Below are 13,596 nucleotides of genomic sequence, written 5' to 3'. Positions count from 1 at the left end.
AGCGGCGCGGAGCGCTTGGGCTAGCCGGCTAAGTTGTCGAGTTGCTCTAGTTGGGATAAATGCGCAAGCGGCGGTTGGGCTCTTCCCCAAAGCTTTGGGCCCGCAGGTGATAATGTTCCACCAACTGGTGTTGGAGCTTGCGGATCAGAGGCGAACGGGGCAAAAGTTCCACCGGCTGAGACTTGGGAATGACGATCTGCTCCACTGCCAGGCGGGCCTCTTCCAGAGCTTCCGTTTCGTCGCCCGAGCTGGCGCGAATGAACAGCTCCAGGTCGGAATCAGATCCGTCTTCGCTTTCGATGTTGAGGATGTGGCGCAGGGCGCGGGCCAGGGCGATCAAAGTATTGGCCTTAACAGTATGAATCGGGATCTGGCGGGAGTGGGCCAGTTGCTGGATCTTGGAGCGGCTGCGCACCTGGGATCGCAAAGCCAAGACAATATCTGCCCCATCCAGGTCTTTGGTGACCTCCGCCGGCAGTTTCAAAGTCTGGATCACCTGCTCCAGATGGAAGCGGCTCACTCCGTAGGGGTAGATCATCAGCGGCTCATCCGGATCCCACTGCCGCTCTGCTGGAGCCAGAGCGGATCCCTCCCAGTCCAAATCTTCTTCCTCTTCGGCTGCTCCGGATTCAGCCACGACCTGAACCGCAGGATGGGATCCCGCCGGCGTCGGCGGGACAGCGTCCTCCCGCTTGTCCAAGAGCAGGCTTGGCTCTCCTCGCTGTCGCGAACAACCTTCGAGCGGTTCTGATCGCGTTAGCGGGACGGAGTCCTTGGGCAGAGCTTCCATCCGTCCAGAGCGCCGCCATCCACCTCGCTCCCGTGCTGCACCTGCAGGGGGCCATTGGGGGCCGGCTAGAGCCGGGCGCTCGATCACCACCTGGCCGTGTTCGTCCAGGCTGCGCGTTTGGGTCAGGGGCTCGCGGTTGCGCAGGAGGCGATCCACGGTGGCGGCCACATCTTCATGGATGACCCAGCGGGATCGCTCCAGCATTTCGACGGCAATCTCAAACGTGGGTGGGGCTTTGCGCTCCAAGACACTCTTTTGAGAGCCCCGTCGCCGTGCCTCCTCATCTCCCAAGGTGACGGATTGGATCCCGCCTACCAAGTCCGAGAGGGTGGGATTTTTGATCAGGTTGTCGATGCGGTTGCCGTGGGCGGTGGCCACCAGTTGTACCCCCCGTTCGGCGATGGTGCGAGAGGCCAAGGCTTCCAATTCGGTGCCGATCTCGTCGATGACCACCACCTCGGGCATGTGGTTTTCCACAGCCTCGATCATCACCTTGTGCTGCAGCTCTGGGCTGGCCACCTGCATCCGTCTGGCTCGGCCAATACCCGGGTGGGGCACGTCGCCATCGCCGGCGATCTCATTGGAGGTGTCGATAATAACCACTCGTTTGCCCAGCTCATCCGCCAGCACGCGGGCAATTTCCCGCAAAGCCGTGGTTTTACCCACCCCCGGTCGGCCCAGCAACAGCATGGAGCGACCCTGCTCCACCAAGTCGCGGATCATGCTGATGACGCCGATAACGCAGCGACCCACCCGACAGGTGAGACCGATGATCGTGCCTTGGCGGTTGCGAATGGCACTGATGCGATGCAGGGTAGAGGCGATGCCCGCCCGGTTGTCACCGCTGAACTCTCCAACCCGACTGATCACTTGATCCAAGTCGGCTCGGGTGATCACCTCTTCTGAGAGGTAATCGGCAAAGCCAAGGAAGCGGGCTTCGGGGCGGCGACCCAAATCCATCACCACTTCTACCAATCGATCCAGGTGGGGATGCTGCTCTAGGCGCTCGCGAATCGGAGCCGGCAGGATATCCAGAAGTTTGCTCAAGTCGTCGCTGTATTGAACCTGGCCGGGAAAGCCAGTGTGTTCGCGTAAGCGGTGCGGATCCGCCAACGGATTTGGGGTTGAGGGCTGTGCGGGAAAACTCATGGCTGAGCAAGGTCACTAAACGCAGGAAAAACAGGTTTGTTTGCAAGCAATGGATCGCCGCTTCACTTGCTGCACCAACTGCTTGGCCAACGGGATCCCCGCCGCCAATCCAGGATTGCATCCTGGCTCCGCTGGGCTCGGCCCTTCCAGATGGGCCGCTACCAACTGTCGTGCGTAGCTGCCAAAGGCCACCCCCGCCACCGGCCAATCGGGATCCAACAGCGACACCGTTTGGGCATTGGTTCCGCCCGCCAGTTGCACATAGCCGGGCAAACCCATGGCCAGCACCTTTTGGGCCAACTTCAGGGTGGCTTTGCCGGTGCCAGCGCCAATATCGCCACTCATGGGCCGGCCATCCACCTGCCAGATCAACACCTCCGGCAAGGGATCCATCAGGGCCAGCAGATCCCTCAAGTAGGCCTCCAGGCCCGGGCCATCGTTAAAGCTAATCGAGATTGCCTGGAGGTGAGGTAGCCAGGGCTTCAGGGATCCCCACAGTTGCTCGAATGACCTCTGACGACCGATGCAGGTGTGGATCTCCACTGCCTGAATGCCCAACTCGAGCAAAGGCGGCAACACCTCTGCCAAAGCAACTTGATAGCCGCAGGTGGCAATGCGCCGGTGGGGGCAAACCGGCTCACAGCGCCCACAGCCATAGCACAGCTCTGCCTGAATGTGGACTTGGGCAGGAAGGGCTGCCTGTGTCAAAGCATGGGGAGGACAGACGGCCAGACACGGCTGGGGGCAGTCGGCAGGACAGACCGGAGCCGTCAGCACCGCCTTACGGAAGTGCACATCTTCCCCGTCATTGACACTGACCATCACCCAAGGGGAGCGCGCCCGGGGATCTTCGGCTTGGGCCCATTGGATCCCTTGTTGAGCAGCCCGCACAATGGCGGGATCGGCAGCGACGTCAATGCAATCTGCCCCAGCCAGCGTGTAGAGAAAAGCCAGCTCGCGAACCGAGGGCAAGTGGTGAAAACTTGCGCCACAGATCAGCTTAAACCAAGTACCCTGTTGCAGCGAGGCGGTTGGCAAGGTCACAGGTGAGAGAAGCCGCTAGCAGGATGGTTCTGAGCTGCAGGCCATCTATCTGAGATGGTAGCAGAGAATTTTCCAGGATCCTGAGAAGATGCTCAGGCGCTTTGCAGAGGTTGCCAGCGAATGGAGCGCTCTCGGCCCAGCTCCACGACAAATTTGACCCCCTTGTCTTCCCGGCTCAGCTTCACCAGGTAAGAGAGTTCCTGTTGGCTGAGCACATGCCCCTCGTAAAACCAAAACACCAATCCTTTCGCCTTCGCGGGCAAGGTGGCTCGATACTGCTCGATCAACGCCGGGAAAAAATAGGTGCGCCGCTCCGATTTGCCCAGCGTGGCAGGCCGTACCCCATGACTGCACGTCAAATAGCTCGCCAGATCTCCGATTCCTTTGCTGGAGAGCGTGACCACCTCATACCCGGCTCCGCGCAGCCGCCGCAGGTAATGCCCTTCGGATCCCCCTTCTGGGGTCACAAAGATGGCCAGAGCCCCAGATTGCTCCAGTTGCTGCACAAACCGTGCGCCTGAGCCGACCAGCAGCATAGGAAGAACTCCATTACTCGTCTAGAGTTGGACAAGCAGCTTGCTCGAGCTTAATTGTAACGGGATTACGCCTCAGGCTGAGGATAAAAGCTGCCGATAGAACCCATAGATGGATACCTGCTCAGCTTTCGGGAAGAGGGGAAAAGGACTGGACACTCCCCCGGTTGGAAACCGGAGGCTTTACGCGGCTGTTCGTAAAGAAGAAGAGTTAAGATAAAGACAATCTGCTGGCAATCCTCCAACAACAGCCAGCGGACAAAAGCGGACGGATCCCCCTCAGCCAAGTAGAGAACGGGTTGGCGATGGCTCCTTCCGCTGTTTAGACGGTGAGGATGGATGAACCTCTCATGCGACGACGCAAGCTATTGACTTTGACCGTGGCTGGGTTCATCCCAGGATCCCTTAGCTTGGTAGGAGAGCAACGAGCAATGGCTCAACAGACCTATCCCGTCACCAAAACCGATGCCGAATGGCGGCAACTGCTCACCGAAGAGCAGTACTATGTGCTGCGCCAGGAGGGCACGGAGCCTCCTTTCCGCAATGCCTACTACGACAACAAGGCCGCAGGCATTTACGTCTGTGCCGGCTGTGGGCAGGAGCTGTTTTCCTCGGCAGCCAAGTACGACAGTGGCACCGGTTGGCCCAGCTTTTGGGAGCCGATTGCTCCCCATGTGATCGGTACCAAGACGGATTGGAAGTTGTTCGTGCCCCGCACAGAAGTGCACTGCTCTAACTGCGGTGGGCATCTGGGGCATGTGTTTCGGGATGGCCCCCCGCCCACGGGTTTGCGCTACTGCATGAACTCTGCTGCCCTCAAGTTCATTCCGGCCACCACCTAGAAACCCTCTTGGCTCCGGACAGAATTGAGCCGCCTGTCTGGGTGAACTGATGTCCGACTACACCTTCCTGGATGCCGCTTCGATTTTGCTGCGGGAGGGCCTGGAGGCTCTCCTGGTGTTGGTGGCGCTGCTGGCGCTTTTGGGCAAGAGCGGGCAGTCGGCTCAGCAGCGCTGGGTGTGGCTGGGAGGATCCGCAGGCTTGCTGGCAGCGGTGATGCTGGGTCTGCTGGTGAAGCTGTTTTTCCAGCAGTTGCTCACCCACACGCGGCAAGAGGTGCTGGAGGGGATCACTGGGCTGGTGGCGGCAGGCTTGTTGTTTTCGGTCAGCCTTTGGTTGCACCGCCGGGCTGCAGTGGCTTCTTGGCAAACCTTTGTGCAAGAACAAGCGCAGGCGGCACTGGCCACCGGCCAGGTTTTTTCTTTGGCTTCCCTGGCGTTTATGGCGGTGTTTCGCGAGGGGGCGGAAACGGTGTTGTTTTATGTGGGGTTGGCCCCCGCCCTGCCGGCAAAAGAATTTTGGCTGGGGATCGGACTGGGATCCCTGATGTTGGTGGGGGTGGCGATCCTGCTGCTGCAGGTGGGGCTGAGATTGCCGCTGCGAGCTTTTTTCCGGGGCCTCAGTCTGCTGGTTTTCTATTTGGGCTTTAAGTTTTTGGGTAGTGGCCTGCACGCTTTGCAGGTGGCGGACTGGCTGCCGGTCACCCCTCTCATCGGGATCCCAAAGTTGCGCTGGCTGGGCCTGTATCCCACTTGGCAGACGCTGCTCCCCCAACTGGTGCTGCTGGCGCTAGCCTTTGTCTTGTGGGTTCGGGCTCATTCGGCCCAAAAACTTTCTTCGTGAAAAGACGCTCCTGCAAAGGCGGTGGGGATCCCATCGACCTTCTGGAGAGTTCCGATCCTAGCTTCGATGGATGGCAGCCAAAAGTGGCCTTCTAGCCGCGAAGGGCAAAGCCTACCGGCAAGGATCCGGCAGGCTGGTGAATCTGGCTAGGGATCCCCAGCAGCAAGCCCCGTCGATCGCTACGCAATCAACCGAGATATCTGCAGGGCTCCCAGGAACTAGGTGTCGTAAACCCGGCACTCGACGGCATCTGGGTTTTCGGCGCAGTGCTGCTCCAGGCTGCTGGGAGTTTTGGGCTGGTGGCTGCGGGCTGCCAGCACCTCCTCAACGGCATCCCAAGCGGCACGGCAGTGGGGATCCCCTTCGCCGTACTCAGAGCAGACGTTGCGAGCATTTTCCAGTTCTTTGGCGATGACTTCAGACAGTCCCATGGTCTCAAGGCTCCTTTAGACTAGATGGGGCCGATGGCCCGCTGGATAGCCGATTGACGCAGGTCAGCAGGGATCGGATGTGGCTGAGGATCTACTGGTGGGAACCAGCCAATCCAAGTGGGGAATGAGTCCAGGATAATGACCCTGTGTCAATCGAATTGAACACGTGCATACATTACCTATTCTAGACAGGGGCGCCGGCGAGGTGCAGCCACCCTTTTGCGATCTCTTTGGGATCGCAGGGATCCCTTAGGCGTCAAACAGTTGCCCGATTTGTTGCCGCACCTGCTCTGGGGATCCCTGATAGCGCACCCGTCCTTCGGAGAGGAAAATTACTCCGTCCGCCCACTCCAGTTCCGCCAGCCGATGGGTGACCCAGAGGGCGGTGATGCCCTCTTGATCCACCAGGCGGCGGATGCAGCGCAGCAACTCCGCCTGGCTCTCGGGATCCAACAGAGCGGTCGGCTCGTCCAAAAGCAGCACTTCGCTGCGTCGGGCCAAGGCCCCCGCCACCGCCACCCGTTGCTTCTGTCCGCCGCTGAGGCCGTGGATGGGCCGGCGGATCAGGTGCTTGAGTCCCACCTGTTCCAAGGCTGTTTCCACCCGCCGGTGAATTTCCGCCCAAGCCAGAGCCTCTGCCCCCAAGCCAAAGGCCACATCGGCCCCCACTGTGGGCATGAACAGTTGGTGATCCGGATTTTGAAACACATAGCCCAGCCGACCACAAATTTCCAGGTGACCTGAAAGAGGCTGGGGATGGGTCAGGGATCCGGACAACAGTTGTAACAGGGTGGACTTGCCGCTGCCATTGGGCCCCAACAGCATCCACAACTGGCCCTTGGGAATGGCAAAACTGCACCCCTGCAAGACCGGCGGACGTTCCGGCCAGGCAAAGGCCAAGCTCTCCACCCGAATGGCCACCTCAGACATGGGGATCCCTGGCGGTAGAGAGAAAAGAGCCGTCCTCAGCCTTGCAACTGGGCCAAAAAACCGGGACGGGCTCCCATGGGGCTGGCGCCACCCGACTTAGAGGTCATTTGCACACCACACAGCTCGCCGGTGAGCAGGAACACCTTTTTGCCGGTGCGGTCGCAGGTCAGCTCCAAGCTCTGAGGGGAGCCGTTCTGCAAAGCATTGACTATGCTTTGGTAGGCCCGGTTGGCCGCTTCCTCCTCTTTTTGGTGGACAACGATGGGGGCAGGGTTCCCTTTCAGAAGCAATTCCAGAGTATACATGGCTGACCGTTGCGTAGTGGGCCGTGGATAGGGGACGCCATCCTTTTCCAGTATTGCAGGTTGAGCCAGGGTACCGGCAGGATCAAAAAATGACGGGGGAACTTCCCTCGCCAGCTTAGGCCAAGCTCCCGCCGAGAAAAGGCAGCAGGCTGATCAGCAACAGGCCCAAGGTGGCCAGGGATCCGGCCAAAAAGGAGAGGGATCGCCCGATGGGGATGTCAGCGATGTAGAAGAAGTTGTAGAGCAGCCGTGCCAGCAGAAACACCCCACACAGCACAGCTACCCCTTCGTCGCCGCTGAGGCCAAAAGACCAGGGATCCGGGTGAGGGCCGGTGATGTAGGCGATCAACGCCGCTGAGGCAAACATCCCAAAAGTCTCAAACCCGTTGGCATGGGCCCAGGTGGCCCGCTGGCCGTAGGGGGGTAGCCTATCGAACATAGCCCGAGGCGCATGCAGGTCGTAGCCGACGCGGGCCCGCGCATAGCCCACCACCCCCATGGGCAAGTAGACCAAGAGCATGGCTGCCGCGATGGAGAAGAGGGGAACGGCTGCGAGAGGAAGACTTGGCAACATACAGACAGGCAGAAGAGTGGAAAAAGCCCGACTTGGGTAGGGGCTACTGCTGAGAAAAATAACACCCAGACGATTATCCTATCGGACTTGCGGCCTGAGCAGAAGCTGGAATGCTCGACCTAGGAGATCCTGCGGATTTGTCGGCGGCGCTCCTCATATTCAGCGCGGGTGATCAAGCCTTGCTGCAACTGACTTTGCAACTGCTGCTCGGGATCCCGGACTTCCCGATCTTGCGCACTGGTCCAGTCCAGCTCGATGAGATCCCGGTTGAAGCGAAAATCGAAGTCCTCATTGGTCATGGTGAGCAACCATAGCCCTTCCAGCAAACAAAGGGCGCGTACCCCGTAGCTGAGGATCTGCAGCGGGATGGAAGGAACGAACACCATCAACCCCAGCACCAAATAGCCCCAGCCCCAGCGTCGGTGGCCCATGTAAAAACGCTGCAGCCCTGGGATCAGCACCCCCAGCACTGCCAGCCAGCCGGCTGCCTCGCGAACCAAGCGCTGACGTTTTTGAAGAGGGGTATCGGAGCCTTCGCTCTCGGCCATACTCTGCCCTACCTACGCCTGGCCCCAGGCTAGCTCAAGTTTACGCAGCTCTGCAGAGGGGGAGGCAAGCTACAGTTGAGCAGGATTCTGCCGCATATACTTTATGGGGGCAGATCTGGGGGGAACATGGCGGAGCGGGAGCTGGCGGTGGCAATCTTGGCAGCGGGCAAGGGCACCCGCATGCGGTCGCAATTGCCCAAGGTGCTGCACAAGCTGGGATCCCTGTCTTTGATCGAGCGGCTGCTGCGCACGGTGCTGTCTCTGAAGCCCCAGCGCTGTCTGGTGATCGTGGGGTATGGGCAGGAGCAGGTGCGACAGACCCTGCGGGAGTACCCGGTCGAATTTGTGGAGCAGGCCCAGCAACTGGGCACCGGACACGCGGTGCAGCAGCTTCTACCCGTCCTGGACGATTTTCAGGGGGATCTGCTGGTGGTCAACGGGGATGTGCCTCTGTTGCGGGTGGAAACCCTGCAGGCGCTGGTGGAACGCCACCGCCAAGTCCAGCCGGATGTGACCTTGCTCTCGGCTCAGGTGGTAGATCCCTATGGCTATGGGCGGGTGTTTTGCGATGCTCAACAGCGGATCCTGGAGTTGGTGGAAGAGCGGGACTGCACCCCGGCCCAACGGCAAAATCGCCGCATCAACAGCGGCGTCTACTGTTTCCATTGGCCGGCCCTGGCCCGGGTGCTGCCGAGTTTGGAGCGGAACAACGCCCAGCAGGAGTACTACTTAACCGATGCCGTCAAGCGGGTGAGCAAAGCCATCGCCCTGGATGTTGCCGACCCGCAAGAAATTGTGGGCATCAACGACCGCCGCCAACTGGCCCAGGCCCACCAGATTTTGCAGGATCGCCTCAAGGAAGCTTGGATGGAAGCCGGGGTCACCTTTGTGGATCCCGAGAGCAGCAGCCTGGAAGAGACGGTGGAATTGGCCCCCGATGTGGTGATCGAAGCCCAAACCCACCTGCGCGGGAGGTGCCGCATCGGGCCGCGCACCCGCCTGGGGCCGGGCAGTTGGATCGAGTCCAGCACCATCGGCTCCGATTGCCACATTCTCTACTCGGTGGTCAGCCACAGCCAGATTGGGGATCGCGTCTGGGTAGGCCCCTACGCCCATGTGCGTCCCCACAGCCAGATTGGCGACGGCTGCCGCATCGGCAACTTTGTGGAAGTTAAAAACACCCAGATTGGCTCCCACACCAACGCCGCCCACCTGGCCTACCTGGGTGACGCCAAGCTGGGATCCCAGGTCAACATCGGCGCCGGCACGATCATCGCCAACTACGACGGCCAGCAGAAGCACTTCACAGAAATCGGCGATCGCAGCAAGACCGGCGCCAACTCGGTGCTGGTGGCCCCCCTCAAGGTGGGATCCGATGTCACCATTGCCGCCGGCTCCACCATTCCTGCCCGCTACCCTGTGCCTGACGACTGCCTGGTGATTGCCCGTGCCTACCCGGTGGTCAAGCCCGGCTGGCGACCGGGGAGCGCTGCTGCTGAGCGCCAACAGCCTCTACCCACGGGATCCCTCAAGATCTACCCCCTACGCCTGCTGCCCGGCCAAGACCTCAAGCAGGAGCTGGAGCGCTTTGCCCGCCAACAACCTTTGCAGGCAGCCTTTGTCCTCAGCGCCGTCGGCAGCCTCAGCCAAGCCACCCTGCGCCTGGCTGACCAAACAGAGGATCACCTCTTGTCGGAATGCCTGGAGATCCTGTCCCTGAGCGGATCCCTGTGCCCGGACGGCGTCCATCTCCATCTGGCTGTTGCCGATGCCCAAGGCCGAACTTGGGGAGGGCACCTGCGCCCCGGCTGCCTCATCTACACCACCGCCGAGATTGTCCTTGCCGACAGCCTGGAGTACCGCTTCTCCCGTCAGCCGGATCCGGCCACCGGCTACTTGGAGCTGCACATCCAAAAGGTGGCAGAAGCAACCCCGCCCTCTCCCCAGAGGGCAGATGAGACAACGGCGGGGATCCCTTCTTGCCCGCCGTGAGCCGCGAGCGGCTGTAGATAGACGGTATAATGGCCAACATCTAGCATTGAGTCATCAGCACCTCGTTTGGCAATCAAGGGTTGCTGAATAAACTCGGCGATTGGGGGTACCCGGCCATGCCCCGAATGACCACTGCAGATGAGCTGCTGGCAAACTATGCCGCCGGCGAGCGCAACTTTCAAGAATCCAACCTGGTGGGCGTGGATCTGGTACGCGCCACCCTGCAGGGGGTGAATCTGAGAGGGGCCAACCTTTCCTTTGGCAAGCTGAGCGGGGTTAACTTGCAGGAGGCGGATCTGCGTGGAGCCGATCTCAGCTCCGCCAACCTGATGGGGGCCAACCTGCGCGGTGCCAACCTTTGGGAAGCCAACCTCATTGGCGCCGATCTCAGCTTTGCCGATTTGCGGGAAGCCAACTTGCACGGGGCCTACCTGTGGGAAGCCAAGTTAACCCGTGCGCAACTGCAGGGATCCGACCTGAGCGGGGCAAAAATAGGCGGAGCGGTGCTGACCGGTGCCGACCTAAGCGGCGCCATCCTGCCCGATGGCACAGTGCGGCCCTGGCCTGCTCCGTCGGCCAGCAAGGCAGAATAGAACTGTTGCGACGGGATCCCTCATGTTGCTGCTGTTCCACTTGGTCTTGACGGTGCTGCTGGCTTTGGGAGTGGCAGTCCTGGCCGGACAAAACCCCACTCCCCTGACCGTCCATTTTTTAATGTGGCGCTCGGTGGAGCTGCCGCTGGGATTGCTCATCGCCGCGGCCATCGGCCTGGGGCTGTTGACGGCGGGGCTGGGCTCTCTTCTTTGGCCGGGGCGCAGTTTTTCTCTGACTGCCCGCCAGCTCCAGGAACGGCTGCAGCAACTGGAAAGGCAGGATCAGCCGCCTGCCTAGAGCGCCATCTTTCGGGAGTTGCCCTGGCCTTTGGGGTTTGAGTCCGGGATCCTGTCCGATTTGGGTAGGTTATCCGGCTGCCGGGTTGGCGCACGCCTTTAAGATAGGGCGTAAGCTGAGAAAGGATCCTTATGGCACCAGCGGCGCAAGCACGAGTAACCACCATGCCTCATTCTCAAGCTTCTTCTCCGAACACCTTCCCCGAAGATCCCCGCGCCCTGCGCAAGGCTCTGCGCAGCTCCAGCACCTACTTTGCCAAGGGGTTTGAGGAGCACAAAGACCAGGCCCAACGGGAGCTGCAAACCACCTACAAAAGCCCTCTGGTGGAGCAGATCCGCGCCCAGTCTTACCGCTATCAACAGGGGGATATCACCATCCATCTGGCCAAGGCGTTTGGCTTCTGCTGGGGGGTGGAACGGGCGGTGGAATATGCCTACGAGGCGCGGCGCCGCTTTCCGGATCGCCAGATCTGGATCACCAACGAGATCATCCACAACCCTCTGGTCAACCGCCACCTGCAGGAGATGGGGATCCGCTTTGTGGAAAAAGGCCCCGACGGCAACAAGGACTTTTCCCAGATCCGGCCCGAGGACGTGGTGATCTGGCCTGCCTTTGGGGCCAGCGTATCGGAGATGGCGTTTTTCCGGTCGCAGGGCAATGAGATCGTCGATACCACCTGCCCCTGGGTGTCCCGCGTCTGGAACCAGGTGGACAAGCACCGCGCCGCCCAATTCACCTCTGTCATCCACGGCAAGTACAACCACGAAGAAACCGTGGCCACCAGCTCCTTTGCCCAAAAATATCTGGTGGTGCTGAACCTGGAAGAAGCGCAATGGGTCGCCCGCTACATTTTGCAAGGCGGAGATGCGGCAGAATTTCGGCGGCGCTTCGGCAAGGCCACCTCTCCCGGCTTCGATCCGGATCGGGATCTGGAGCGGATTGGCATCGCCAACCAAACCACGATGCTGGAAGGGGAAACCCGCGCCATTGCCAAGCTGTTTGAGACCACCATGCTGCGCAAATATGGCCCCCAGGAGCTGGACAACCACTTCATGAGCTTCAACACCATCTGCAACGCCACCCAAGAACGGCAGGACGCCATGTTCGAGCTGCTGGAGCGGCCCTTGGACGTGGTGGTGGTGATCGGCGGGTTCAATTCCTCCAATACCACCCACCTGCAGGAAATTGCCCTGGCCAAGGGGCTGCCCTCTTTCCATATCGATGGCCCCGACTGCATCCAACCCCCCAACCGCATCCGCCACAAGCCCCTCCACCAAGACCCAATTGTTACCGAGGGTTGGTTACCCGATGGGCCGGTGCAGATCGGCATCACGTCTGGCGCCTCTACCCCAGACCGGGTTGTGGAAGCGGTGATTCTGCGCATCTTTGCCCTACGTGAAGAACCCCAGCGGATCCCTAGCTAACTGTGTGATGACGGGATCCCTTTCCTCTTCCCCCTAGAGCCACTTTGGCGTGCTCACCACCCTTTTTCAGGTTTATCTCCCCCTGCTGGGCTGGACGCTGCTGGGGTTTGTCCTCCAGAAAAGGCTGCCCACCGGCTGGAAGCGTTGGCTGGATCCCCACGTTCTGGGCCGCTTCATGTTCTGGGTGGGGGTGCCCCTGGGCACAATTGGATTTATCCAGAAGGCGGATCTCTCCGGCCAGATCTGGGTGGCCCCTTTGGTCTGCTGGCTGGCAACCGGGCTGGGGTTTGCCCTGGCCAACGCCTGGCTAAGATGGCAACACCATGCCTGGCAGGGAAAGAACGAGCGGGATCCCTGGCTTTGGAGCAGAGCACGGCGAGGAAGTTTTTATCTGGCGGCCACCTTGGGGAATAGCGGCTATTTGGGTTACCCCATCTGTCTGGCGGTGGCCGGGAGCGCCTACTTCGGCTGGGCTTTGTTCTACGATTTGTTGGGTACGCTCTTTACGGCCTATGGGCTGGGGGTGTGGGTGGCCAGCCGCCACAGTCCCTCTCGCCCTCGTCCCCGGCAAACAGCGATCCGACTGCTGAGCAGCCCCACCCTTTGGGCCTTCTTTGTCGGCTTGGCCCTGGCTCGCCAACCCCTGCCGGGGTGGCTCTCTCAAGGCTTGGTTGCCTTTGCCTGGAGCACGATTCCCCTGAGTCTGATCATCTTGGGAATGCGGCTGGCTCAAGTGAAGCGCTGGGGATCCTTTTTCCCTGCCGCAGTGGCCCTCTCGATCAAAATCCTGCTCGTGCCTCTTTTGGTAGGGATCGGCCTCGCCTTTACCCCTTATCCATCCTTGGCCAAGCTGGTGCTGACCCTGCAGGCGGGCATGCCCCCCGCTATCGCCACCCTGGTGCTTACGGAAGAATACAATCTGGATCGGGAGCTCACCGTAGCCGCCTTGGCCGTGGGCTACTTGGCGGCTCTGTTCACCTTGCCCCTTTGGCTGTGGTTATGGGGATTCTAGTAGGCCAAGTGAGAGAGGGTCTGCTCCAGGTAGCGATGCACCAGACGATCCAGCTCCGCCTCCTGGCTGGGCAGCTCCCGCCCCTGCAGCCATCCTCGAAACCCTGAGCTTTCCACAATGGCCTGCCGCAACGGCTTCCAGACGGCTTGCTCGCGCAGGGCTGCATCGGGTCTGAGAGTAGAACGGGTCATGAGAGGAAAGAGAAGAGGGTGAACAGGAGTGATTCACCTTCAGAATAGCTTGGATCCCGGTTGGCTTTGGCTACCTAGGATACAAATCTCCCCTCTCCC

Annotated in this window: 16 protein-coding genes and 1 pseudogene; 8 read left to right on the top strand and 9 right to left on the bottom strand. The window is 60.6% G+C overall.

Annotated elements, in window-relative coordinates; all coding sequences use genetic code 11:
* Positions 1 to 46: 46 nt before the first annotated feature.
* From NW853_RS11960 to ndhN, 3 genes are all read right to left on the bottom strand, one after another.
* On the bottom strand, positions 47 to 1,939 hold the full coding sequence (locus tag NW853_RS11960; RefSeq protein ID WP_414333649.1) for a R3H domain-containing nucleic acid-binding protein: 1,893 nt from the start codon (positions 1,937 to 1,939) through the stop codon (positions 47 to 49).
* A gap of 15 nt (positions 1,940 to 1,954) precedes the next feature.
* Positions 1,955 to 2,983, bottom strand: coding sequence for an LdpA C-terminal domain-containing domain (locus NW853_RS11955; protein ID WP_414349114.1), 1,029 nt, complete (start codon positions 2,981 to 2,983; stop codon positions 1,955 to 1,957).
* 92 nt (positions 2,984 to 3,075) lie between these two features.
* Positions 3,076 to 3,519: an NAD(P)H-quinone oxidoreductase subunit N gene (ndhN, locus tag NW853_RS11950; RefSeq protein ID WP_414333646.1), complete on the bottom strand. Its 444-nt coding sequence runs from the start codon at positions 3,517 to 3,519 to the stop codon at positions 3,076 to 3,078.
* A 428-nt stretch (positions 3,520 to 3,947) separates the two neighbouring features.
* Here ndhN and msrB point away from each other — a divergent pair, with 428 nt between their 5' ends.
* Positions 3,948 to 4,358, top strand: coding sequence for a peptide-methionine (R)-S-oxide reductase MsrB (gene msrB / locus NW853_RS11945; protein WP_414333661.1), 411 nt, complete (start codon positions 3,948 to 3,950; stop codon positions 4,356 to 4,358).
* A 49-nt stretch (positions 4,359 to 4,407) separates the two neighbouring features.
* Entirely contained in the window at positions 4,408 to 5,199 is a 792-nt protein-coding gene (locus tag NW853_RS11940; RefSeq protein WP_414333644.1) for an FTR1 family iron permease, read from the top strand.
* Between the two features lie 218 nt (positions 5,200 to 5,417).
* Here the strand turns inward: NW853_RS11940 and NW853_RS11935 are convergent, their stop codons facing one another.
* The 5 genes from NW853_RS11935 to NW853_RS11915 all read right to left on the bottom strand — a co-directional run bounded on the left by NW853_RS11935 (position 5,418) and on the right by NW853_RS11915 (position 7,987).
* Complete coding sequence (locus tag NW853_RS11935) at positions 5,418 to 5,630, bottom strand: CP12 domain-containing protein (protein WP_414333643.1); 213 nt, start codon at positions 5,628 to 5,630, stop codon at positions 5,418 to 5,420.
* A gap of 249 nt (positions 5,631 to 5,879) precedes the next feature.
* Positions 5,880 to 6,560, bottom strand: a complete 681-nt coding sequence (locus NW853_RS11930) for an energy-coupling factor ABC transporter ATP-binding protein (RefSeq protein WP_414349113.1) — start codon at positions 6,558 to 6,560, stop codon at positions 5,880 to 5,882.
* 35 nt (positions 6,561 to 6,595) lie between these two features.
* Entirely contained in the window at positions 6,596 to 6,865 is a 270-nt protein-coding gene (locus NW853_RS11925; protein WP_414333639.1) for a hypothetical protein, read from the bottom strand.
* Positions 6,866 to 6,980: 115 nt separating this feature from the next.
* Complete coding sequence (locus NW853_RS11920) at positions 6,981 to 7,439, bottom strand: MAPEG family protein (RefSeq protein ID WP_414337694.1); 459 nt, start codon at positions 7,437 to 7,439, stop codon at positions 6,981 to 6,983.
* A gap of 119 nt (positions 7,440 to 7,558) precedes the next feature.
* Positions 7,559 to 7,987: an SHOCT domain-containing protein gene (locus tag NW853_RS11915; RefSeq protein WP_414349112.1), complete on the bottom strand. Its 429-nt coding sequence runs from the start codon at positions 7,985 to 7,987 to the stop codon at positions 7,559 to 7,561.
* A gap of 126 nt (positions 7,988 to 8,113) precedes the next feature.
* Here NW853_RS11915 and glmU point away from each other — a divergent pair.
* The 6 genes and pseudogenes from glmU to NW853_RS11885 form a co-directional block, all read left to right on the top strand.
* Positions 8,114 to 9,463 (top strand): annotated as a pseudogene (gene glmU, locus NW853_RS11910) (bifunctional UDP-N-acetylglucosamine diphosphorylase/glucosamine-1-phosphate N-acetyltransferase GlmU); the annotation flags it as partial.
* Entirely contained in the window at positions 9,446 to 9,979 is a 534-nt protein-coding gene (locus tag NW853_RS11905) for a PPC domain-containing DNA-binding protein (protein ID WP_414333659.1), read from the top strand. The pseudogene glmU and the gene NW853_RS11905, both read left to right, overlap by 18 nt.
* Before the next feature lie 125 nt (positions 9,980 to 10,104).
* Positions 10,105 to 10,572: a pentapeptide repeat-containing protein gene (locus NW853_RS11900; protein ID WP_414333636.1), complete on the top strand. Its 468-nt coding sequence runs from the start codon at positions 10,105 to 10,107 to the stop codon at positions 10,570 to 10,572.
* A gap of 22 nt (positions 10,573 to 10,594) precedes the next feature.
* Positions 10,595 to 10,870, top strand: a complete 276-nt coding sequence (locus NW853_RS11895; protein WP_414333634.1) for a lipopolysaccharide assembly protein LapA domain-containing protein — start codon at positions 10,595 to 10,597, stop codon at positions 10,868 to 10,870.
* A gap of 164 nt (positions 10,871 to 11,034) precedes the next feature.
* Positions 11,035 to 12,294 (top strand): 4-hydroxy-3-methylbut-2-enyl diphosphate reductase, encoded by a 1,260-nt coding sequence (locus NW853_RS11890; RefSeq protein ID WP_414333632.1) that lies wholly within the window; start codon positions 11,035 to 11,037, stop codon positions 12,292 to 12,294.
* A gap of 49 nt (positions 12,295 to 12,343) precedes the next feature.
* Positions 12,344 to 13,306 (top strand): AEC family transporter, encoded by a 963-nt coding sequence (locus NW853_RS11885; protein WP_414333630.1) that lies wholly within the window; start codon positions 12,344 to 12,346, stop codon positions 13,304 to 13,306.
* Here NW853_RS11885 and NW853_RS11880 read toward each other — a convergent pair.
* The gene (locus NW853_RS11880; protein WP_414349111.1) at positions 13,303 to 13,497 is read right to left on the bottom strand and encodes a hypothetical protein; all 195 of its coding nucleotides are present in this window, start codon (positions 13,495 to 13,497) and stop codon (positions 13,303 to 13,305) included. The two genes, NW853_RS11885 and NW853_RS11880, sit on opposite strands and share 4 nt — an antisense overlap.
* Positions 13,498 to 13,596: the final 99 nt, after the last annotated feature.

The organism is Synechococcus sp. H55.11, from assembly GCF_047462475.1.
In the GTDB taxonomy this organism is placed as follows: Bacteria; Cyanobacteriota; Cyanobacteriia; order Thermostichales; family Thermostichaceae; genus Thermostichus.
The sequence above is the reverse complement of the archived record's forward strand: the minus strand, read 5'-3'. Positions and strand labels throughout refer to the sequence as shown.

Bases quoted from the DNA above. Each gene is read 5' to 3' on its own strand.
- NW853_RS11925 (WP_414333639.1), bottom strand. From the start codon at position 6,865: ATGTATACTCTGGAATTGCTTCTGAAAGGGAACCCTGCCCCCATCGTT.
- NW853_RS11895 (WP_414333634.1), top strand. From the start codon at position 10,595: ATGTTGCTGCTGTTCCACTTGGTCTTGACGGTGCTGCTGGCTTTGGGA.
- NW853_RS11940 (WP_414333644.1), top strand. From the start codon at position 4,408: ATGTCCGACTACACCTTCCTGGATGCCGCTTCGATTTTGCTGCGGGAG.
- NW853_RS11880 (WP_414349111.1), bottom strand. From the start codon at position 13,497: ATGACCCGTTCTACTCTCAGACCCGATGCAGCCCTGCGCGAGCAAGCC.
- NW853_RS11900 (WP_414333636.1), top strand. From the start codon at position 10,105: ATGACCACTGCAGATGAGCTGCTGGCAAACTATGCCGCCGGCGAGCGC.
- msrB (WP_414333661.1), top strand. From the start codon at position 3,948: ATGGCTCAACAGACCTATCCCGTCACCAAAACCGATGCCGAATGGCGG.
- ndhN (WP_414333646.1), bottom strand. From the start codon at position 3,519: ATGCTGCTGGTCGGCTCAGGCGCACGGTTTGTGCAGCAACTGGAGCAA.
- NW853_RS11920 (WP_414337694.1), bottom strand. From the start codon at position 7,439: ATGTTGCCAAGTCTTCCTCTCGCAGCCGTTCCCCTCTTCTCCATCGCG.
- NW853_RS11915 (WP_414349112.1), bottom strand. From the start codon at position 7,987: ATGGCCGAGAGCGAAGGCTCCGATACCCCTCTTCAAAAACGTCAGCGC.
- NW853_RS11930 (WP_414349113.1), bottom strand. From the start codon at position 6,560: ATGTCTGAGGTGGCCATTCGGGTGGAGAGCTTGGCCTTTGCCTGGCCG.
- NW853_RS11890 (WP_414333632.1), top strand. From the start codon at position 11,035: ATGCCTCATTCTCAAGCTTCTTCTCCGAACACCTTCCCCGAAGATCCC.
- NW853_RS11960 (WP_414333649.1), bottom strand. From the start codon at position 1,939: ATGAGTTTTCCCGCACAGCCCTCAACCCCAAATCCGTTGGCGGATCCG.
- NW853_RS11935 (WP_414333643.1), bottom strand. From the start codon at position 5,630: ATGGGACTGTCTGAAGTCATCGCCAAAGAACTGGAAAATGCTCGCAAC.